Origin of the sequence: Nonomuraea sp. NPDC050227 (assembly GCF_044459705.1) — a bacterium.
Lineage (GTDB): Bacteria > Actinomycetota > Actinomycetes > Streptosporangiales > Streptosporangiaceae > Nonomuraea.
In genome coordinates, this window is record NZ_JBITJF010000001.1 from 339,408 (window position 1) to 359,053 (window position 19,646).

At 70.0% G+C, this 19,646-nt stretch carries 18 protein-coding genes, 1 tRNA gene and 1 pseudogene; 5 read left to right on the top strand and 15 right to left on the bottom strand.

Features of this window, described 5'->3' with window-relative positions:
* Positions 1–151: 151 nt before the first annotated feature.
* Both ACIBK9_RS01915 and ACIBK9_RS01920 read right to left on the bottom strand, forming a co-directional pair.
* Positions 152–236 (bottom strand) — tRNA-Tyr (locus ACIBK9_RS01915).
* An 87-nt stretch (positions 237–323) separates the two neighbouring features.
* Positions 324–1,004, bottom strand: coding sequence for a sulfotransferase family protein (locus ACIBK9_RS01920; protein ID WP_397154440.1), 681 nt, complete (start codon positions 1,002–1,004; stop codon positions 324–326).
* Between the two features lie 219 nt (positions 1,005–1,223).
* Here ACIBK9_RS01920 and ACIBK9_RS01925 point away from each other — a divergent pair, with 219 nt between their 5' ends.
* Together ACIBK9_RS01925 and ACIBK9_RS01930 are read left to right on the top strand one after the other, a co-directional pair.
* Positions 1,224–1,721 (top strand): YajQ family cyclic di-GMP-binding protein, encoded by a 498-nt coding sequence (locus ACIBK9_RS01925; RefSeq protein WP_352322494.1) that lies wholly within the window; start codon positions 1,224–1,226, stop codon positions 1,719–1,721.
* Positions 1,722–1,823: 102 nt separating this feature from the next.
* Positions 1,824–2,294, top strand: a complete 471-nt coding sequence (locus ACIBK9_RS01930; RefSeq protein WP_397154442.1) for an NUDIX hydrolase — start codon at positions 1,824–1,826, stop codon at positions 2,292–2,294.
* Positions 2,295–2,446: 152 nt separating this feature from the next.
* On the opposite strand, the gene htpX is transcribed toward ACIBK9_RS01930, so the two are convergent.
* From htpX to ACIBK9_RS01965, 7 genes and pseudogenes are all read right to left on the bottom strand, one after another.
* Positions 2,447–3,298: a zinc metalloprotease HtpX gene (htpX, locus tag ACIBK9_RS01935; protein ID WP_358289996.1), complete on the bottom strand. Its 852-nt coding sequence runs from the start codon at positions 3,296–3,298 to the stop codon at positions 2,447–2,449.
* A gap of 179 nt (positions 3,299–3,477) precedes the next feature.
* The gene (locus tag ACIBK9_RS01940; RefSeq protein WP_397154444.1) at positions 3,478–5,049 is read right to left on the bottom strand and encodes an NADH-quinone oxidoreductase subunit N; all 1,572 of its coding nucleotides are present in this window, start codon (positions 5,047–5,049) and stop codon (positions 3,478–3,480) included.
* Complete coding sequence (locus ACIBK9_RS01945) at positions 5,046–6,689, bottom strand: NuoM family protein (RefSeq protein WP_397154446.1); 1,644 nt, start codon at positions 6,687–6,689, stop codon at positions 5,046–5,048. Before ACIBK9_RS01945 ends, ACIBK9_RS01940 begins: the two co-directional genes overlap by 4 nt.
* A complete protein-coding gene (locus ACIBK9_RS01950; protein ID WP_397154448.1) occupies positions 6,686–8,629 on the bottom strand; it encodes an NADH-quinone oxidoreductase subunit L in 1,944 nt (647 codons plus the stop codon). The genes ACIBK9_RS01945 and ACIBK9_RS01950 overlap by 4 nt, the downstream gene beginning before the upstream one ends.
* Positions 8,630–8,787: 158 nt before the next feature.
* A pseudogene (nuoK, locus tag ACIBK9_RS01955) lies at positions 8,788–9,090 on the bottom strand (NADH-quinone oxidoreductase subunit NuoK); the annotation flags it as partial.
* A complete protein-coding gene (locus tag ACIBK9_RS01960; protein ID WP_352322488.1) occupies positions 9,090–9,650 on the bottom strand; it encodes an NADH-quinone oxidoreductase subunit J in 561 nt (186 codons plus the stop codon). The pseudogene nuoK and the gene ACIBK9_RS01960, both read right to left, overlap by 1 nt.
* Complete coding sequence (locus ACIBK9_RS01965; RefSeq protein WP_397154450.1) at positions 9,647–11,410, bottom strand: 4Fe-4S binding protein; 1,764 nt, start codon at positions 11,408–11,410, stop codon at positions 9,647–9,649. The genes ACIBK9_RS01960 and ACIBK9_RS01965 overlap by 4 nt, the downstream gene beginning before the upstream one ends.
* A 153-nt stretch (positions 11,411–11,563) precedes the next feature.
* On the opposite strand from ACIBK9_RS01965, the gene ACIBK9_RS01970 reads away from it, so the two are divergent.
* Positions 11,564–12,799: a serine/threonine-protein kinase gene (locus ACIBK9_RS01970; protein ID WP_397154452.1), complete on the top strand. Its 1,236-nt coding sequence runs from the start codon at positions 11,564–11,566 to the stop codon at positions 12,797–12,799.
* Positions 12,800–13,132: 333 nt separating this feature from the next.
* Here ACIBK9_RS01970 and ACIBK9_RS01975 read toward each other — a convergent pair whose 3' ends face one another.
* The 6 genes from ACIBK9_RS01975 to ACIBK9_RS02000 all read right to left on the bottom strand — a co-directional run bounded on the left by ACIBK9_RS01975 (position 13,133) and on the right by ACIBK9_RS02000 (position 17,899).
* A complete protein-coding gene (locus ACIBK9_RS01975) occupies positions 13,133–14,077 on the bottom strand; it encodes a hypothetical protein (protein ID WP_397154454.1) in 945 nt (314 codons plus the stop codon).
* Positions 14,078–14,156: 79 nt separating this feature from the next.
* Positions 14,157–15,098 (bottom strand): NADH-quinone oxidoreductase subunit NuoH, encoded by a 942-nt coding sequence (gene nuoH, locus ACIBK9_RS01980; RefSeq protein WP_358290014.1) that lies wholly within the window; start codon positions 15,096–15,098, stop codon positions 14,157–14,159.
* Complete coding sequence (locus ACIBK9_RS01985) at positions 15,091–15,633, bottom strand: NADH-quinone oxidoreductase subunit C (protein WP_397154456.1); 543 nt, start codon at positions 15,631–15,633, stop codon at positions 15,091–15,093. Before ACIBK9_RS01985 ends, nuoH begins: the two co-directional genes overlap by 8 nt.
* On the bottom strand, positions 15,630–16,145 hold the full coding sequence (locus tag ACIBK9_RS01990; protein ID WP_387652039.1) for an NADH-quinone oxidoreductase subunit B: 516 nt from the start codon (positions 16,143–16,145) through the stop codon (positions 15,630–15,632). Before ACIBK9_RS01990 ends, ACIBK9_RS01985 begins: the two co-directional genes overlap by 4 nt.
* A gap of 48 nt (positions 16,146–16,193) precedes the next feature.
* On the bottom strand, positions 16,194–17,288 hold the full coding sequence (locus ACIBK9_RS01995) for a M48 family metallopeptidase (RefSeq protein ID WP_397154458.1): 1,095 nt from the start codon (positions 17,286–17,288) through the stop codon (positions 16,194–16,196).
* Between the two features lie 239 nt (positions 17,289–17,527).
* A complete protein-coding gene (locus ACIBK9_RS02000; RefSeq protein ID WP_358290019.1) occupies positions 17,528–17,899 on the bottom strand; it encodes an NADH-quinone oxidoreductase subunit A in 372 nt (123 codons plus the stop codon).
* Positions 17,900–17,984: 85 nt separating this feature from the next.
* On the opposite strand from ACIBK9_RS02000, the gene ACIBK9_RS02005 reads away from it, so the two are divergent.
* Positions 17,985–19,469: a polysaccharide deacetylase family protein gene (locus tag ACIBK9_RS02005; protein ID WP_397154461.1), complete on the top strand. Its 1,485-nt coding sequence runs from the start codon at positions 17,985–17,987 to the stop codon at positions 19,467–19,469.
* Positions 19,470–19,502: 33 nt separating this feature from the next.
* The gene (locus ACIBK9_RS02010) at positions 19,503–19,592 is read left to right on the top strand and encodes a putative leader peptide (protein WP_352322479.1); all 90 of its coding nucleotides are present in this window, start codon (positions 19,503–19,505) and stop codon (positions 19,590–19,592) included.
* Positions 19,593–19,646 lie beyond the last annotated feature (54 nt).

The following is a 19,646-nucleotide window of genomic DNA, read 5'->3' on the forward strand; positions in this document are numbered from 1 at the left end:
GGATCATGGGCGCCCACCTGGGAAAACGCCCCCAGATCCATCCCGCGCATATCCCGTGACCAGCGACAAACGACCGCTCAGAGGTGCCTACGGCTGCATACCCCTGAAACGCAGAAGAGGCCCCGAAGGGCCTCTGACCTGCAGCTACTGCTGGTGGCAGGTGCAAGGTTCGAACTTGCGTAGGCTGAGCCGACGGTTTTACAGACCGCTCCCTTTGGCCACTCGGGCAACCTGCCGTGCCATCCGCTCTCGCGGCGACAGACAGAAGAATAGCGGACTTCCGAGGTGTACGTGACACCAGTTTGTCCCCAGCCGGATCGTGGTCACCGGCTGCGCCGGAACAGCAGGCGTCCCATCCCGCGTGCGTGCTGGTCGAAGCCTGCCGCGTCGTTGGTTCTGGGGAAGGGTTCGTCCGGGACGGGTACGCCGAGGAAGTCGCACAGCGGCTGCCAGCCCTGGGCGACTTCGAACACCAGCAGGCGGTCCTGGGGGATGGTGGCTTTGACCTCCTCCACGTGTTCGGTGAAGATCTTGAGGGCGAGTTCGGTGTCGGGGATGCCGCCGCCGAAGACGCGCTCGCTCACGACCAGCCGGGTCATCCGGATGAATGCCGCGAAGTCCGTGTCGAGGAGGCGGGAGAGTGTGGCCATCGTCCGGCCCGACCAGGTGCGGGCGCGGGCCGACTGTTTGAAGATGGTGGCGTTCATGCTGGCCAGCCAGCGTTCCGGGTCGCGGACGGTGAGGATGACCTTGGCGTCGGTGTAGTGGTGGGCGAGTTCGCGCCAGTACGCGGCGGCCGGCCAGTCGACGCAGGAGTCGTACCCCGACATGAGGGTTTCCCAGGTGACCGGGCGGCCTTCGGCGAGGTCCAGCCAGCGTCGGATGTGGACGGGATTCTGGAGCACCTCCGTCATGTGGTGACATGGGCCGAAGCCCAGACGTTCCAGCGCGGTCTTCGTGGACAACGTTCCGGTACGGCCGAAGCCGGCTCCGATGACTCGCATGATCCCTACCAATACGATCGGAAACTGCGAAATGTGGGTCCACAGGCATGATCCGTCGCCAAGAGCCCGGCATCAAGCCGCCTCGCGCCCACGTGGACTGCACGGCGCGCCGATGCTGGCTAGGCTCGTTCGCTGGGTCCGCGCATTCGGCGTACGACGGAGCGGTTTCGCGTACGGCGGAGAGGCGGGATCCCTAATAACGCTTTCACAGCCGAGAGGATGGGTGTTTTGGCCGATTCATCTTTCGATATCGTCAGCAAGATCGACCGCCAGGAGGTCGACAACGCGCTGAACCAGACGGCCAAGGAGATCGGACACCGCTTCGACTTCAAGGGCACCGGGGCGAGCATCAGCTGGACCGGTGACAACATCGAGATCAAGGCGAACAGCGAGGAGCGCGCCAATGCCGCACTCGACGCGTTCAAGGACAAGGTGGTCAAGCGCGGGCTCTCGCTGAAGATCCTCGACGCGGGCGAGCCCAGGCTGTCGGGCAAGGAATACCGCATGCTGGTCACCCTCAAGGAGGGCATCGACCAGGAGAACGCCAAGAAGATCTCCAAGCTGATCCGCGACGAGGGTCCCAAGGGCATCAAGGCGCAGATCCAGGGCGAGGAGCTGCGGGTCAGTTCGAAGAAGAAGGACGATCTGCAGGACGTCATTTCTCTGCTCAAGGGCAAGGATCTCGACATCGCTCTGCAATTCGTGAACTACCGCTAACAGGTCGGCATCCGGGGCACATGGCGGCGTACGCGCCTTCTTGTGCCTCGGGCCTGCATTCGCGGTGGAACGGGCGAATCCGGCATCGTAGGCTCGACAATCGTGACGAAGATCCCCCTGCGCCGCTTCACGGCACGCGTCCTGCCCCTTGATGCGAAAGACCGGGTGCTGCTGCTGCACGGCTTTGATCCGCAACTGCCGGACAAGCCGTTCTGGTTCACCATTGGGGGCGCGGCGGAGGCCGGGGAGGAGCTTCGGCAGGCCGCCGCGCGCGAGCTGTACGAGGAGGTCGGGATCCGGCGGGAGGTGGCGGAGTTCACCGGGCCGTACGGGACGAGCACGATCGAGTTCTGCTGGTCCGATTATGCGATCACGCAGGACCAGACCTTCTTCGCGATCCGGGTGCACGACACCGCCGTGTCGTTCGAGCACATGGAGCAGATCGAGAAGGAGACGACGACGGGGCATCGGTGGTGGAGCGCGGAGGAGCTCGAGAACACCGAGGAGACCTTCTTCCCGGAGGACCTGCCGGCCATCCTGAGGCGGATCGCTGCGGCCGGAGAGCCGGGGTAGCCCCGACGTCGCCGGAAGGCCCTGATCGCTGCAGCAGGACCACCGAAGGGCAAGATGACGGATGAGCCCTGTTCGGGGCTCTCGGTCGATTTCGGAGGCCCTGGCGCATTCGGCGCGGACGCGTCCCCCGCACTTCGTCCTGGCCGGGAAGGTCAGCGGCGGTAGCCGGCCATGCGCTCCAGCCTCGCCACCCGCTCCGACGTGGGCGGATGCGTCGAGAAGAGGCGGCCGAAGCCGGATCCGCTGAACGGGTTCGCGATCATCATGTGGGACGCCGACGTGAGGCGGCTGTTCTCGGGAAGCGGCAGCCTGCGCGCACCCATCTCGATCTTGCGAAGGGCCGAGGCCAGGGCCAGCGGGTCGCCCGTGAGCCGCGCGCCCGACTCGTCGGCCTGGAACTCTCTGGTGCGGGAGATCGCCATCTGGACCATCCCGGCCGCCACGGGCCCGAGGATCATCATCAACAGCGCGCCCACGAACCCGGGCCCCTCGTCGTCGTCGGAACCGCCGAAGAAGACGGCGACGTAGCTGAGCCAGGTGATCATCGTGGCCAGCGCACCGGCCACGGAGGAGACGAGGATGTCCCGGTTGTACACGTGGGACAGCTCGTGCCCGATCACGCCGCGCAGCTCGGACTCGTCGAGCAGCTGGGTCAGGCCGTACGTGACGCACACGGCGGCCTTCCGCGGGCTGCGGCCGGTCGCGAAGGCGTTGGGCTGGACCGTCGGGGAGATGTACAGCCGCGGCATCGGCTGGCGCGCCTCGGTGGAGAGCTCGCGGACGATCCGGTAGAGCGTGGGGTGCTCCACCTCGCTGACCGGTCTGGCCCGCATGGCCGACAGCGCGATGCGGTCGGAGAAGAAGTAGGCGACGCCGTTGCTCAGCAGGGCCAGCACGAGCGCGATCTGCAGGCCGGTGCCACCCCCCAGCCACGCGCCCATCACGATGATGAACGCGGACAGACCTCCCAGGAGGATGGCGGTACGCAGACCGTTGTGGTGCAAGGTCTCCCCCCTTCGTGGTCCGGGTTTCACCTCGTCCAACGACGACGACCCGGTCTATCGTTCCCCGGCGTGCTCAGCTGCGGGCGGAGCGCGACTTACCCCCGTGTCCGCCGGGGAACAGGGCGGGGTGCGGCCCGGCTGCCCGCACGAGGACAGCCGGTGTCATGACCTGCCTACGGTCAGCTCGTGGCCGATAAGGACGTCATGTCCAGCACGAGCTGCGGAGCGACCGAGAAGAGGATCGCCACCGCCAGGGCCAGGCCGACAGCGAGCCACGCCGATGGGGACGAACCACGCAGGCGCGTCTCCCCGGGAGGGGCGAAGAGGCGGGCCGCCCAGGCGGCGTAGTAGTAGAGGCCGATCACGGTGTTGACGGCCATGACCAGCGCGAGCCAGCCGAGGCCGCCCTCGACGATCGTCCGGAACACGAAGACCTTGGCGAAGAGGCCGGCCAGCCCCGGCGGCAGCCCTGCCAGGCAGACCAGGCAGAAGGCCAGCGCGATGCCGGCCGCCGGGCTGCGGAGGACCAGGCCGCGATAGTCGTCGAGCTCGTTGCGCGGGGCGGCCCTGGAGACGAGCATGACGACGGCGAAGGCCCCGAGGTTCATGGCCGCGTAGATGACCAGGTACGCGACGGATGTGCCGGTCGCGGCCTGGGACGGAGCCTGGGACGCGGCCTGGGACGGAGCCACCGTGGCGGCGATCGCCAGCGGGGCCAGGATGTAGCCGGACTGGGCGACCGAGGACCAGGCCAGCATGCGGACGGCCGACCGCTGACGCATGGCGAGCAGGTTGCCCACGGTCATGGTCAGCGCCGAGATGACCGCGATCACCGGCCCCCAGGTGGACGACTGGCCGGCCAGCCCGGCGACCAGGACCAGGATGAGCCCCGCGAACCCGGCCGCCTTGGAGATGACCGAGAGCAGGGCCGCCACCGGGACGGGCGCGCCCTGGTAGACGTCCGCCGCCCAGGAGTGGAACGGCACGGCGGCGATCTTGAACGCGAACCCGGCCGCCACGAGGACGACGCCCACCGTGACGACCGCGGGCAGCCCGTGGGCCGTCTCCAGGGCCGTGGAGTGCGTGCCCGCCGCCCCCGGCGCCGGGATCCGGCCGCCCAGGACGGCCGCCACGCGGGACAGGTGGACCGCGCCGGAGACGCCGTACAGGAGGGAGACGCCGAACAGCATGACGGCCGTGGACACGACCGACACGACGAAGAGCTTGACCGCGGCTTCGGAGGCGCGCCCGTCGTAGCGTTTGAGCGCGGTGAGGGCGAACACCGGAAGCGAGACCAGTTCGAGCGCCACCACGAGCATGATCAGGTCGCGGGAGGCGGGCAGGGTCACCGCGCCGACGAGGGTGCACAGCAGCAGGAAGTACCACTCACCGGCCGGGATGCCGCCCCCGGCCAGCTCCGTCATCGACATCAGCACGACCACCAGGGCCGCGACGAGCACCAGCCCGGCGAAGACCGTCGTGAACCGGTCGGCGACGAACGAGCAGAGCGTGCCCGCTCCCCCGGTCGCTAGGTCCGGCGGCACGCAGAACGTCGCCCGGGACGTGCCGCCTGCGGCCTGCGCGATCACGAACCCGAGGGCCACGACGACCCCCGCCAGGGTCACCAGCCCGAGCGCGGTGCGGGTACGCGTCGAGGCGGGCAGGAACACGTCGAGCAGCAGCACGAGCCCGGCCACCACCGCCAACGCCAGCGGCGGCGCGATCACGAAGTAGTCGATCTGCTGAGTCATGGCAGGGCTCCCAGCAGGGTCTGCGCCACCGGCGTGGTGAGTGAGAGCAGGAGACCGGGCCAGAGCCCGAAGAGCACGATCAGGACCACCAGCGGGGTCCACGCCGCCGCTTCGTAGGACCGGAGGTCGTCGATGCGCTGCGTGGCGTGGCCGGCTTCGAGGGTCGCGGTCGCCGGCTGCCCCGGGAGCGACTCCGCCGAGCCGAGAGGCACAACGGGACGTTCGTCCGGCGTCTCCCCCTCCGGCGGGGTCTCCCGCTGCCGCGCGGCTCCCGACGGACGGCCGTGGGTGACGCGGGACAGCATGAGCACGAAGTACGCGGCCGTCAGGACCGCTCCCAGGCCGCCGATCACCATGTACGTGCGGAAGAGCGCACGCGGCAGGCCGCTCGCCGGCTGGAACGCCCCCAGCAGCGCCAGCATCTCCCCCCAGAACCCGGCCAGGCCGGGCAGCCCGAGCGAGGCGATCGCGGCGAACGTGAGCACCGATCCCAGTCGCGGCATCGTGGCCAACAGGCCGCCGCCCAGGCTCGGCATGTCGGCCGTGTGACAGCGGTCCTTGATCCCACCGGCGAGGAAGAACAGCAGGCCGGTGATCAGGCCATGGGCGACGTTCGCGAACAGGGCGCCGTTGACGCCGACCGGGGTCAGGGTGGCGAAGCCGAGCAGGACGAAGCCCATGTGGCCCACGGAGGAGTAGGCGATCATGCGTTTAAGGTCACGCTGGGCCAGGCAGGCCAGGGCGCCGTAGACGATGCCGGCCACGGCGAACGCCCCCAGCCACGGCGCCACGGCGGCTGCCCCCTCGGGGAGGACGGGGATGGCGATCCTGGCGAAACCGTACGTGCCCATCTTCAGCAGCACTCCGGCCAGCAGCACCGAGCCGACGGTCGGGGCCTCGGTGTGGGCGTCGGGCAGCCAGGTGTGCAGGGGCCACATCGGCGTCTTGACCGCCAGGCCCACACCGATCGCCACGAACGCCACGATCTGCACGGACCTGGACATTCCTGCGCCGTGGGCGGCGGCCAGCTCAGCCATGTCGAGCGTGCCGGTCCGCGCCCAGACGAGCAGCAGGCCGAGGAGCATCACGACCGAGCCGAGCAGCGTGTACAGGATGAACTTGACCGACGCCGCCCGCCGCCCGGCGCCGCCCCAGATGCCGATCAGGAAGTACATCGGGATCAGCACGATCTCGAAGAAGACGAAGAAGAGCAGCAGGTCGAGGGCGAGGAACGTGCCGATCATGCCGACTTCGAGCACCAGCAGCGTGAACACCAGCGCCCTCGGCCTGTTCCCCAGGAACCGGCTCGGCGTGCGGGGCCGGCCCCAGGACAGGTAGCCGAAGCAGAGGAACGTCAGCAGCGCGGTGAGCACGATCAGCGGCAGGGAGATGCCGTCGACGCCCAGATGGAAGCGGAGCCCCAGGCCGGGGATCCACGGCTGGTCGACCGCGAACTGCAGGCTCGTCGGCCGCCCGTGGTCGAACGTGGCCGCCATGACCAGGGCCAGTGCCAGCGTGACCCCCGAGAGGATCAAGCCGTACGTGCGCAGGACCGGGCGGAGCGCGCCGGGGGCGAGGAGGAGCACGAGCGCGCCGAGCAGGGGCACGGCGAGCAGTGCGACCGACAGCCAGCCCGTCATGTGAGCATCACCGCCCCCACCGCGATCAGGATCACGCCGGCGAGAACGCCGCTGACATAGAGCTGCACGTTGCCGTTCTGGGCCAGGCGCAGCCATCCGGACAGGCCGCGGGCGGTGCGGCCCGACCCACGGACGGCGCCGTCGACGACCACGTCGTCCGTTCTGACGACCAGCCGGGCCAGGGCCGTGATCGGGCGGACGAACAGCGCCGCGTAGACGTCGTCGACGTAGAAGGCGCGCTCGCAGGGCACCCGTAGCGGGCCCAGCAGGCGGGCCGGGTCGGTGACGGGATCGCCGCGCCAGACGGCGTGGACGACGCCCGCGCCGAGCAGCGCGAGCACGACGCTGATCACGGCCACCGCCAGCTCGACGTGCGGCTGCCCCGCGAAGCCCAGCAGCAGAGCGGGGACCGCGAGGAGCACGACGGGCACGAGCATGGTCTTGGGGGCCTCGGTGACGTCGACGACGTGGGCCGTGCCGGGCTCGGGCTCGGGGAGCGCCACCACGCGCGGCGGTCCGAAGAACGTGCGGAGCCAGGCTCTGGTGGCGTACGCGCCGGTGACGGCGACGGTCGCGAGGGCGCAGCCGTACAGGAGCAGGGCGGCGGCGTCCGTCAGGCCGCCGCCGGCCAGCGCGGCGTCCATGGCCGCCAGGACGCCGTCCTTGCTGAAGAAGCCGCTGGCCGGTGGCAGGCCCATCAGAGCGGCGAACCCCACCGTCATCGTCACGAACGTGACCGGCAGCTCGCGGCGCAGCCCGCCCATCTGGGTCATCAGGTTGGAGCCGACGTGGTGGATCACCACTCCCGCGCACAGGAACAGCAGCGCCTTGAACGCCCCGTGGGTCACCAGGTGGAAGATCGCCGCCCGGTCGGAGCCCGCGGCCAGACCGCCGGCCATGTAGGCGAGCTGGCTGACCGTGGAGTAGGCGAGCACCCGTTTCAGGTCGTCCTGGGCGAACGCGGCCAGTGCGGCGCCCAGCATGCCGATCGCGGCGATGACGGCCAGGACGTCGAGCGTGGGACGGGCGGCGAGGAAGGCGGGAAAGAGCCTGGCCACGATGAAGATGCCGGCGGCGACCATGGTGGCGGCGTGGATCAGCGCGCTGATCGGGGTCGGGCCCGCCATGGCGTCCGGGAGCCAGGTGTGCAGCGGCACCTGGGCGCTCTTGCCGGCGACGCCGCACAGCAGCAGCATGGTGGCCGTCGTCAGGGTGGCCGCGGACATGTCGGGCACCTTCGCCAGCACGTCGGCGACGCGGAAGCTGCCCGCCGCCGTGCCGAGGACGAAGATGCCGAACAGGAAGCCGACGTCGCCGAGCCGGGTGACGAGGAACGCCTTGACCGCCGCGCGCGAATTGCCCCGGTCTTCCCACCAGTGACCGATGAGGAGGTAGGAGCACAGGCCCATGATCTCCCAGCCCACGTAGAGGACCAGGAGGTCGCCCGCGTAGACCACCAGGAGCATGGCACTGGTGAACAGGCTGATGAACGCGCTGTAGGAGGGGTAGCGGGGATCGTCTTTGAGATAGCCGACCGAGTAGACCTGCACGGCCAGCGCCACCAGCGTCACCAGGACGCCGAGGATGGCCGACAGGTCGTCGGCCAGCAGGGTCAGCGAGATCGGGACGCCGCCGGTGACGATCGAGCCGTACGTGCGGCCCACGGGCGCCGAGGGGGCGCCGCCTTCGAGGAACGTGAAGCCCGGCCCCCAGGCCAGCCAGAGAGCCAGCACGGCCGACGCCGCGGTCGGGATGACGGCGATCCAGGCGGCTCGGCGGTTGGCGCGTTCGCCGGCGGTCTTCTCGGCCGCCGCGAGCCGCGCTCCGCCCGGTGGCTGTTCCTGGGCAGCGGGGCGGGCGTGCGGCCAGCGGGAGAGCAGCAGGCCGGTGGCGGCGGCGAGAGCGGGCAGCAACACGGCCAGCAGCGGGAACGTCGTCACAGCTCGCCCCCTCGGCGGGCGCGGCGGTCGTCCGGGAGGGGCTGGCCTGGGCCGGTCGGCGAGGCCGGATGGTGGTCGTTGAGAGAGGGCGGGGTGGTGCCGGCGGCCTGGCCGGAGGGGGTGGCGGCCGGGACCAGGTCAGGACGTTCGTCGGGAGGCTCGGACAGGTCGCGGAGGTGGTCGAGGTCGACGGTCCGGCGGTTGCGGTAGAGGGCCAGGACGATCGCCAGGCCGAGGCCGACCTCGGCGGCGGCGATGACGATGACGAAGAGGGTGAGCACCTGACCGCTGTGCAGCCGGTCGCGCAGCCACACGTCGAACGCCACCAGGTTGAGGTTGACGGCGTTGAGCATCAGCTCGACCGACATGAGCACGAGGATCGTGTTGCGCCTGGCGAGCACGCCGTAGACGCCCACGGAGAACAGCAGCGCGGAGACGACCGCCGGGTAGACGATGTGCACTAGTGACCCCCGGTCTGATCGGGCGGCGAGCCGGGAATGTCCGTACGGGACAGCACGATGGCTCCGATCAATGCGGCGAGCAGCAGCACGGACAGCGCCTCGAACGGCAGCACCCAGGTGGCGAAGACGCTGGCGCCCAGCTCCTTCGCCGCCCCCTGGCCCGGTGTGAGCGGGGTGTACGCCGTGCGGAAACCGTCGATCACGACCGTGACCAGGACCGCGGCGGTCGCCACCGCCACCAGGGCGGCCACCGGCCGGTTGCCGCTGTCGAGGTCGGCGGAACGGCCGATCGGGGCACGGGTGAGCATGATGCCGAACAGCATCAGGACCACCACCGCGCCCACGTAGATGAGCACCTGGACCCAGGCCACGAACTCGGCGGTCAGCACCAGGTAGCCGCCCGCGAGCGCGCCGAAGGAGACCACGAGCCACAGGGCGGCGTGGACGAGTTGCCGGGTCGTGACGACGAGCAGCGCCGATCCAACCGCTACCGCTCCCAGCAGCAAGAAGACGATCTCTTGCCCGGTGGGTGACAGGTAGGAGGGCACCGCCTCGGTCACGACTCCTCCTCGGACTCCTCTGTGTCGTCAGGGCCGAGCCGCCCCGGCGGTCGGATGGACCTCGGGTCCGCCATCCGGCGCCTGCGGGGGCTCGCGGAAGAAGTCTGCTCGTCCGGGCCGGGTTCCGGAGACGGTTCACCCGCGCCTGTGGAAAACCCGTTCGAGGGCGGCTCACCTGTGGATGAAGGCGTTCGCGGCGGGTGCTCGTCCGAGGCCGGGGCTTCCTGGTCGGGCGGGCGGTTCGCCTCCTCGCCTGCCGGAGCTGCGGCGTCGTCGTCATGGGCGCGCGGCGCGTCGCCCTCCGCCGCGGGTGAAACGTCGCCCTCCGCCGTGGGGGAAACGTCGCCTTCCTCCGTGGGGGGAACGTCGCCTTCCGTCACGTCTGACGGGCTTGCCGCTGTTGACGGTTTCGGGGTCGTTGTGTCGGACGGGCGAGTGTCTTCCGGCTCTTTGTCCTGTGCATCGGCGGACGGTTCGGCCGCTTGCGGGCTTGGTGGGAGAGCGCCTGGAGGACGGATGCCTCGTACGTTGGACATGGGCCTGCGCGTACGCTCGCGGCGGCCCGCAGGAGACGGAGGCGCGGCAGCGCCTTCGCCGGGTGCGGCTTCAGGAGCTTCCGCGGGGCCGGCCTTCTCACCTGCTCGCTCTTCCCGGTCGGCGCCGATGCGCGCTTCGACGCCTCCGGCCGACGGGCCCGCGTCGGTGCGCCCAGCAGGCGGAGTTGCGCCGGCCTGTCCGGCGTCAGCTGCTGCGGCCCCTTCGGGGCCAGGGACGGCTTCCCCGCCTTCGGGACGGCGCGCTGCTTCGGCGCCGGGGGGTGCGCTCACGGCGGAGCCGGTGCCGGGGGGTGCGCTCGCGGCGGAGCCGACGTCAGGGGTTGCGCTCACGGCGGAGCCGGCGTCGGAGGTTGCGCCTACGGCGGAGTCGGGGCCGGGCGGTGATGTGGCGCCGACCTCGGAGTCGGGGCCCGCGTTGGCGCCGGAGGCAGCCGCGCCCGGCTCTCCGCTCCCCGGAGGCACGGCTCCCGGCTCGGCGGCTCCCGGCTCGGTCACGCCCTCTCCCGGGACCCCCGCCGCTCCCCTGCGGGCACGCTCGTCCTGCGGGCCGGCGTCCGGTCGCGCTGTGCCCGTTCCCTGGGGGGTCGTTGGCGCTGCTTCGCCCGTGGCGCCCTCCCGCTCTCGCGGGGCGCGGCGGGCGGCTCCGGCGGGGCCGGGTGCTTCAGGCGCTGCTCCGGGGCGGGTGGTTCCGGTACGGGCCGCGGGACGGCGAGGAGCCGCCGTGAGCTCCTTGGGCGGTTCGGCGCCGGGATCGTGGGCGGGCGGCGGCGGGACGGTCTGGGTCCAGGACGCCAGCTTGTCCTTTTCGTGAAGAAGGTTCCGGATGTCACCCTCGGCGTACTCGAACTCCGGAGACCAGAAGAGCGCGTCGAAGGGGCAGACCTCGATGCAGATGCCGCAGTACATGCACAGCGCGAAGTCGATGGCGAACCGGTCGAGCACGTTGCGCTGACGGGGACGCCCGCCCTCCGGTGCCGGGATCGTCTCCTTGTGGGAGTCGATGTAGATGCACCAGTCGGGACACTCTCGGGCACAGAGCATGCAAGAGGTGCAATTTTCCTCAACGAGGGCGATAACGCCTCGACTGCGCGGCGGAAGAGCCGGCTTGACCTCGGGATACTGCTGGGTGACGGATTTGCGCAGCATGTGGCGAAGAGTGATGGACAGCCCTTTCGCCAGTCCGACTCCCGGTATCCGCGCCATGGTTCAACATCATGACGTACTTGGCGGCGGAGGTGAATGAGCCAAGACCGTTGTCCCCAGTTTTTCCACAGCCATCCACAGGTTCGGTGGAAGTTATCCACAGGCTGGGTGACTGTCCGATATGAACGACTGCATGGCGATAGTCTCTCGGCCATGCCGTACAGCCATCCGGTCCGTCCCAGCAGCGGGGCGTGGGCGGCCGCCATCGGGTGGGCCAGCCTGGCCCTGATCTCGTGCGGGCTGGCGACCCCGTTCACGATCGGGTTCGCGGCATTCTGGCTGCGGAGCACCTGGCAGGCCATCGGGGCCTGCGTCTACCTGGTCCTGATCGGCTCGTTCGTCATCGCCATCATGCTGTACGACGACTTCGACAACATCCCCGAGCCGATGTCCACTCTGATCTCGTTCGGGTTCGTGATCGCCTGGATCGGCGGGATCGCCCATTCGGCCGTCCTGGTGCCGGCGATGGCGCGGGCGCGGCACCGCCCGCCGGTGCACGCGCAGGCCCCCGTGCGCACGCAGGCGCCCATGCACGCGCCCGCCCAGACGCCCACGCCGCGGCATCGGCCCGCCGACCTGCATCAACGAACCACGGCCCCCACCCATCAGCAACATCGCGGGCAGCCGGAGTGGATCGGGCACTACCGGGTGCTGCACCAGCTCGGGCGCGGCGGGCAGGGCGCCGTCTACCTGGCCATGGCGCCCAACGGGGCGCGGGTGGCGGTCAAGGTGCTGCACGACCTGGTCGACGAGACGGCCCGCACCCGGTTCGCGCGGGAGGTGGACGCGGCTCGGCGGGTCGCCACGTTCTCCACAGCCCGGGTGCTCGATGTGAACATCAACGGGCAACACGCGTACATCGTCTCGGAATACGTGGAGGGGCCGTCGCTGGAGCAACTCGTACGGCGCCACGGGCCCCGCGACGAGGACGGCCTGACGCGGCTCGCGTTATCCACAGCCGGAGCGCTGGCGGCCATCCACAAGGCCGGGGTGGTGCATCGTGACTTCAAGCCGAGCAACGTCCTGATCGGGCACGACGGGCCGCGGGTGATCGACTTCGGGATCGCGCGGGCGCTCGACCGGATGACCATGACGTCCGGGAAGATGATGGGGACGCCGCCGTACATGTCGCCTGAGCAGCTGACCGGGGAGCCTGTGGGGCCGGCGTCCGACGTGTTCAGCTGGGCGGTGACGATGATGTTCGCGGCCACCGGGCGTCCGGCGTTCGGCGAGGACACCGTGCCGGCCGTCTTCAACCGGGTGCTCACGGTCCACCCGGACCTGTCGCCGTTGCCGTCCGCCTTGCGCGGCGTGGTGGGGGCATGCCTGAACAAGCGCCCCCAGGAACGCCCGTCGGCTTCGGACGTGATGGTCGCAATCGTCCACTGACCACCGCCCCCGGCACATGCCGCGACCACCGAACAACCGACCGCAGGCGGATGACCACCACTCACCGCTTCGCCCACCGGTGACCGCCCGTGGGCGGTCCGTGCCAGCTGGATCGGGAGGGCTCGAAGCGAGTCGCCCCACCACGAAGCGCCGTACGACGAAAGCGGGTCACCCCTGCCCAAAGGGACAGGACGGGAGATGGAGTAGGGCGCCCCTCACGATCCGGTCGAGGGTTCGTGGAGGGCGGCCCGATGAGGAGGGGGTCAGGGGAAGGCTTGGCGGCAGTGGGTGGTGAGAGTCAGGGGAAGGCTTGGCGGCAGTGGGTGGTGAGGGTCAAGGGAAGGCTTGGCGGCAGTGGGTGGTGAGGGTCAGGTATTCCTCGCGGGAGACCCGGTGCATCGCCAGCCCCAGCCCGTGGCGTTCGGTGAAGCGGTGGAGAGAGGCCGGGGGCCAGCGGCCGGGCAGGTGGAGCAGGGGGTTCCCCGCGGGGTCGAGGAGGAAGACGCCGCACAGGTCGTCGTGACGGTACCGGAGGAGACTGCTGCCCGGTTCGACCGGAAGTTCGGTGATGACCCCCGAACGGCGGTACACCGACAACGTCCGGGACGACTTCATCCGCAGATACGGCCCTCCAGGCGGCCCCACGACAAGGCCACGCCTCTCCTGCCACCGATGCACCCCGCCCAGCACGGGCCGTACGACGAGCAACGCGGGACTGAAAGCCACCATCAGCCATTTGGCCTCGATCAGTTCCATCAGAAAACGTCCGAAGGCCGAGAAGCCGCGCCAGGCGACCCACATTCCGGTGACCCCCAGATACACCATCAACGCCAGCCCGGCGATTCCCGCGCACACCCCCAGCGCCAGGTTCCATCGGGCCGTCCGCGGCGCCGGGATTCCGCGGATGCGTTCCCAGCCGGGGGCGCGGGCGGCCAGGATCCGGCGCGCTTGCTCGGAGCTGTCGTCCCGGCCGTCCCGGAGCGGGATGCCGGCCTTGGCGGCGAAGTCCAGCAGGTGGGGTGGGTGCCAGTCGCCAGGCAGGTCCAGCAGGACGAGCCCGTCGGGGTCGAGGGCGGCGACCCCTTTCAGGAACCGCGACCTCTTCCCGGAACCGTCCGTCGAATAGTCGTAACGGTAGAGCGACGCGGGCGACAGGGTCGTGGAACGGCCCCTGGCTTCGTCGGTGACGGTCAAGGTGCGGCCGTCGGAGGTGAGAGTGACTTTCGGGCAGCGGGCGCCTTTCATCGCGCCCGCGACGGGCAGGATTTGCGCGTTCACGAATTGTCCCCTTCATCCGGGGCCCCCTGTGCCGGGTACGACGGATAAGGGCGTCATAAAGTTTCCGCCGGAGCGAAACTCAGATGAGGACCTTCACCACTCCGGTGAGCGCGAGCTGCACGAGTGCCAGCGGCACCAGTCCGGCCCAGGCGAGCTTCTGGAGCTGGTCCTCACGCAGCCGCGGATAGGTGACGCGCAGCCAGATCACCACGAACGCCAGCGCGAAGACCTTGATCAGGGTCCAGATCCAGCCGGGCAGGAACGGCCCGTGCCAGCCGCCCAGGAAGAGCACGGTGGTCAGAAGGGACAGGACGACGATCCCGGCGTACTCGGAGAGCATGAACAGGGCGAACCGCATGCCGGTGTACTCGGTCATCGGGCCCATGATGATCTCGGACTCGGCGATCGGCATGTCGAACGGCGGACGGCGCAGCTCGGCCAGCCCCGCCACGAAGAACACCACGCCGCCGATCGCCTGCCAGGGCAGCCACCACCACTGCCACGCCTCGACGATGCCGGGCATCGACAGCGTGCCCGCCGCCATCGCCACGGACGAGGCCGCCAGCACCAGCGGCAGCTCGTACGACATGAGCTGGGCGGCCGCCCGCATGCCGCCGAGCACCGAATACTTGTTGGCCGACGCCCACCCCGCCATGATCGCGCCGAGCACCCCGACGCCCATGACGGCGAGCACGAAGAACAGCCCGAGATCGAGGTCGACGGCGACCAGGCCACGGTCGAGCGGAATGACGATCAGGACGACCAGGTACGGGACCAGCGCCACGCCCGGCGCGATCATGAAGACGCGGCGGTCGGCCGCGGCCGGGATGACGTCCTCCTTCTGCATGAACTTCACGCCGTCGGCGATGAGCTGGGCCCAGCCGTGGAAGCCGCCGGCGTACATGGGGCCGAGCCTCGACTGCATGTGGGCCATGACCTTGTGCTCGGTCTGGCCGACGATCAGCGGCAGCACCAGGAACACGACGAGGATGACGACGAAGCTCAGCACCACTTCAAGCATCAGGCGGACCCCAATCGGCCGGTACTCCGGGCGGAAGCGTCTTGCGGCGGCTCGGGGCGCCGTGCCCTGACTCGCCCGGCTCCTTGGCGCCCGGCCACGGCTTGGCCACGCGGGCGGCCAGCACGAAGTCCTTGCGCAGCGGATGGCCCTCGAAGCCGTCGGGCAGGAGCAGCGGCACCAGGTACGGGTGCTCCTCGAAGATCACCCCGAACATCTCGTACGTCTCGCGCTCGTACCAGTTCGCCCCCCGGTAGACGCCGACGGCGGACGGCAGGCGCGGGTCGGCGCGCGGCACCCGGGTGCGCAGCAGCAGCCGCTCGCGGGTGTCCAGGTTGTAGACGTGGGCGACGACGACGAAGGCGTCGGGCGGCTCGTCCACGCCGGTCAGCCAGTCGAAGAAGGCGTGGCCGAGGTCATCGCGCGCGAAGGTCAGCAGCTCGATCCAGTCGGCGGGGGCGACGTCGACCGTGGTCTCGCCGTAGGACTCGCTGATCTGGGCGCGCTCGCCGAAACGGGCGGCGACGGCGGCGTTCACGCCTGGTCCTCGGAGCCGTGGGAGCGGGACCACACGTAGCGGTCGCTCAGCTTCTCCCCCGCGATCTTCTCCTGGAGCTTCATGATCCCGTAGAGCAGTGCCTCGGGACGGGGAGGGCAGCCGGGCACGTAGACGTCGACGGGGATGATCTGGTCGACGCCGTTGGTGACGCAGTAGGAGTCCCAGTAGGGGCCGCCGGTGTTGGAACAGGCGCCGAACGAGATCACGTACTTGGGATCGGGCATCTGCTCGTAGAGGCGCTTCACGGCGGGGGCCATCTTGTCGGTGACCGTGCCGGAGACGATCATCAGGTCGGCCTGACGGGGGCCGTTGGCGAACGGGATGACCCCGAACCGGATGAAGTCGTGCCTGCTCATGGAGGTCGCGATGAACTCGATGGCGCAGCAGGCCAGCCCGAAGTTGAACACCCACAGCGAATAGCGCCGCCCCCAGTTGAGCACGAACCGCATGGGTTTGGGCGCGAGCCTGGAGACAGGTCCGACGGTGGGCATCGGGAGATCCGTTGCTGCCATGTCGCCCATTCTTGCGCGAATCGCAGGTCAGGCAAAGGAATCATGTCTCTTGGTGGCGCCGAGCTCGGTGGCGAGCCGGTCGAACAGGGGGGCGAGTTCGGCCTCGATGGCCTCGTTCTCGTTGTCGCGCAGCCTGATCAGGGGCCAGTCGTGAGGCAGCGAGCGGACGAACTCCACGCGCAGCGGGAGCGGTGGATGCGAGTCGTCGAGGCGGGCCTGTGCCATGGCCTCGATCCGGCGGCGCCGCTCGAGCTCGGAGTCGGGGACGGCGGCCTGCCGCTCGCGCAGGTGCTCCCACACCGAAGGGCCGAGCGCGGACGACATCCAGGCCAGTTCGTTCACCTCGACATCGGCGGTGGCGACGAGGTCAAGCATTGCTGCGGCGGCCGCGGAGGAGGCGATGCGGGCGGAGCGTTCGTCGGCGACGTACTCGGCCTGGCGGGCGGAGCGCATGGTGACGACCAGCAAGAGCAGGCCCACCAGCCGGACGACGAGCCCGGCCACGCGCATCACGATGAGCAGCACCAGCCCCAGGACGCTGAGCACGCTCTGCGGCACGGCCTCCGCCACGTACTCCCCACCCCCGGCCGCGCCGCGCATCGCGCGGTGTACGGCGGCCAGCGCGCCGAGCGCGGTACGGGTGAACCGGTCGTGGCGGCTGTCGCCGTTGCTGGAATGGCTCAGCTCGTGCGCGAGCAGCGCCACCCGCTGCTGGGGTTCGAGCAGCGCCCAGAGGGGGGCGCCGATCGTGAGCACGCGTCTGCCGCTTGGGCCCGCCTGTTCGAAGGACGCGTTGAAGACGGGGGTGACGACGACGAGGTCCACCCGGTCCGCCCCGATCTCCGCCCCGATCCTGTCCGTCAGGTCGTACAGGCGCGGCGCGGCGTGTCTGGTGAGCACGAGCGGCCCGCTCGGCACCCGGCCCAGACGCGGCCGCATCAGCCAGGCCACGAACAGCAGGAACGCGCCGAGCAGCACGCCGAGAACGTTCGGCCACATGACGGCCGCCCAGCCGGCCGCGGCGAGCGCGCTCGCCGCGATCAGGTGGATGAGCCCCGCGAACAGGTACGAAAGCGCCCGCGGGACTTTCCCCTTCGGTACGTCGGCGCCTGTCCTGAGCACGTCGGCGTGCAGTCCGGCCGTCAGTCGGTCGGCGAGGACCGCGCTGATCGAGCGCTTGCCCTGAGGGACGGGCAGATTCCATCCGCAGGACGGACACCAGGCGGGATACCGCTCATCATGCTCGATCGAAACGTCGCAGCGGGGACACGATCTTTGTCTCGGCACGACCGAGGACGGTGACAGATGACACATTCAGGGCGCCAGCACGTCCGGGTAACGATCGGCGGCCAGGAGCCGGGCTATGTCCAGGACAGGACGCGTTTGCGCCAGGCGTACAGGATGCCGAGGGCGATGAAGCCGAGGAACACGAACATCTCCACCAGCGTCGTCACCCCGTAGCCGGGCGCGTCGAAGATCGTGGCCCATGGGAAGAGGAAGACGGCGTCGACGGCGAAGACGACGTAGAGGTAGGTGAAGACGTAGTAGCGGACCTGCGACTGCGCCCAGCCGTCGCCGACGGGGTCGACGCCGCATTCGTACGTGGTCAGCTTCTCGGGGGTCGGCCTGGTGGGCCGCAGGAGCCGGTTGGCCATGAGAGCCCCGGCGACGATGGCGACACCGATCGCGAACAGCGCGGCGACCAGCACGTAGGACCCGAAGTAGCCCTCCATGACGTGATCGTAACCCAGTCAAACCTCAGACCCCATAACCCCAAGACAGGGCAAAAGGTAAGATCCCCCACATACCCTGACAGACATGCACCAAACGCGATTCTTGGCTGGAATCGCTCTGCTGGCCCTCTCGGCCGGGGGCTGCGGGCTGGCCGCCGCCGCACCCGAGCGGGACGTGCTGGTCCCGGCAGAGCCGACCGCGATCGACTTCGTCGACCCCGCGACAGTCGTCGGCTTGTCCACCGCGACCATCACGAACGAGGACGACGACCACAGCAGATACGTGCACATCAACTACCCCGAACTGACCGACGCGCCGGGCCTGAACCGCGCGCTGCGCGCGGACGCCGAGCGGCAGCTGCGGGACTTCCGGGCCGCCAAGAGCGTCAACGGCGACTACCCGCGTCCCGAGCTGAACGTGGACTGGCAGCTCGCCGCCCGTTCCCCGGAGGCCGTCGCGGTTCGGCTGCGCACCGGCGAGTTCCTGGGCGCGAGCTGGGGCAACTCCACCCGTACCTTCTGGTTCGACCCGCGTACCGGCAAGGCGGGCGGGTCCACGGCGCTGCTGGGCGGGCCGCAGGCGCTGGACCGGCTGGCGGCGCTGGTCAAGGAGCAGCTCAAGGGGCGCGGGCCGCAGGTCGAGCGGGACGGCGTGCGGGCCGACCCCGGCCAGTTCGACTCCATGGCCTTCAACCGGAGCGGTGACCTGGTGGTCGAGTTCGACGACTGCCAGATCGGGCCGTGCTCGCTCGGCCGGGTCGCGGTGGCCGTCCAGGCGGGACGGGTCGCGCCGCTGCTGTCCGAGCTGGGACGCCGGGCCCAGGAGAGCGTGCGGGAGGCCGCCCGCAGCGCCCCTCCGGCCGGGCCGACGACGACGCCGCCGAAGGCGACGGCGAGCCCCGAGGCGTCCAGCAACCGGGCCGGGAGCGTGAACTGCGCCAGGACCAAGTGCGTGGCGCTGACGTTCAGCGACGGGCCGGGGCCGCGGACCGGGCGGCTGCTCGACCTGCTGGCCGCCGGCAAGGCGCGGGCCACCTTCTTCACCGTCGGGACGAACGCCGTCGCGCAGCCGGGCCTGCTGCGCCGGATGAGCGCGGAAGGCCACCTGGTCGGCAACCACTCCTGGTCGCACCGGGACCTGTCGAAGCAGGCGACCAGCAAGATCGCCGACTCCTTCCGGCGCACCGACGACGCCGTCCGGGCGGCGATCGCGCAGGAGCCCACGCTGGCCCGCCCGCCGTACGGCGCGATCAGCAAGGACGTGCGCGACGTCGCCCGCGACCTGGGCCTGTCGCTGGTCGGCTGGGACGTGAACTCCAGGGACGAGCCCGGCGCGACGGCGTCGGAGATCACCGACCGCGTCGTCCGCAAGGCCCATCCGGGCGCGATCATCCTGATGCACGACACCAACCCCGAGTCGATCGACGCGATTCCGGGCATCCTGAAAGAACTCAGCGGGAAGGGTTACACCTTCGTGACCGTTCCAGAGTTGTACGGCTCCGCAGCGATGCGCGCCGGACGCCTGTACGAGTCGGGGAACCAGCAGTCGCGTAAGCAGCCCCTGACGTAGCACACGTGTTGGGGGGACGTATCATTGGCGCTCGTGACCCGAACCGTCCTCTTCGCACGCCTGCATGTAGACCTCTGCAGGCTCGCGTCAGGGCTGTGTCGTCGTTCTCCCGCCTCACCCTGACTTCCGACCGCGTTACCCGCTTTCGCGGCTGGCAAACGCGTGACCTTCCGAGGA

Excerpts from the sequence above, each read along its gene's own strand:
- ACIBK9_RS01920 (WP_397154440.1), bottom strand. The coding sequence starts at position 1,004 with ATGCGAGTCATCGGAGCCGGCTTCGGCCGTACCGGAACGTTGTCCACG.
- ACIBK9_RS01925 (WP_352322494.1), top strand. The coding sequence starts at position 1,224 with ATGGGTGTTTTGGCCGATTCATCTTTCGATATCGTCAGCAAGATCGAC.
- ACIBK9_RS01940 (WP_397154444.1), bottom strand. The coding sequence starts at position 5,049 with ATGACTCAGCAGATCGACTACTTCGTGATCGCGCCGCCGCTGGCGTTG.
- ACIBK9_RS01945 (WP_397154446.1), bottom strand. The coding sequence starts at position 6,689 with ATGACGGGCTGGCTGTCGGTCGCACTGCTCGCCGTGCCCCTGCTCGGC.
- ACIBK9_RS01965 (WP_397154450.1), bottom strand. The coding sequence starts at position 11,410 with ATGGCGCGGATACCGGGAGTCGGACTGGCGAAAGGGCTGTCCATCACT.
- ACIBK9_RS01970 (WP_397154452.1), top strand. The coding sequence starts at position 11,564 with ATGCCGTACAGCCATCCGGTCCGTCCCAGCAGCGGGGCGTGGGCGGCC.
- nuoH (WP_358290014.1), bottom strand. The coding sequence starts at position 15,098 with ATGCTTGAAGTGGTGCTGAGCTTCGTCGTCATCCTCGTCGTGTTCCTG.
- ACIBK9_RS01990 (WP_387652039.1), bottom strand. The coding sequence starts at position 16,145 with ATGCCCACCGTCGGACCTGTCTCCAGGCTCGCGCCCAAACCCATGCGG.
- ACIBK9_RS02000 (WP_358290019.1), bottom strand. The coding sequence starts at position 17,899 with ATGGAGGGCTACTTCGGGTCCTACGTGCTGGTCGCCGCGCTGTTCGCG.
- ACIBK9_RS02005 (WP_397154461.1), top strand. The coding sequence starts at position 17,985 with ATGCACCAAACGCGATTCTTGGCTGGAATCGCTCTGCTGGCCCTCTCG.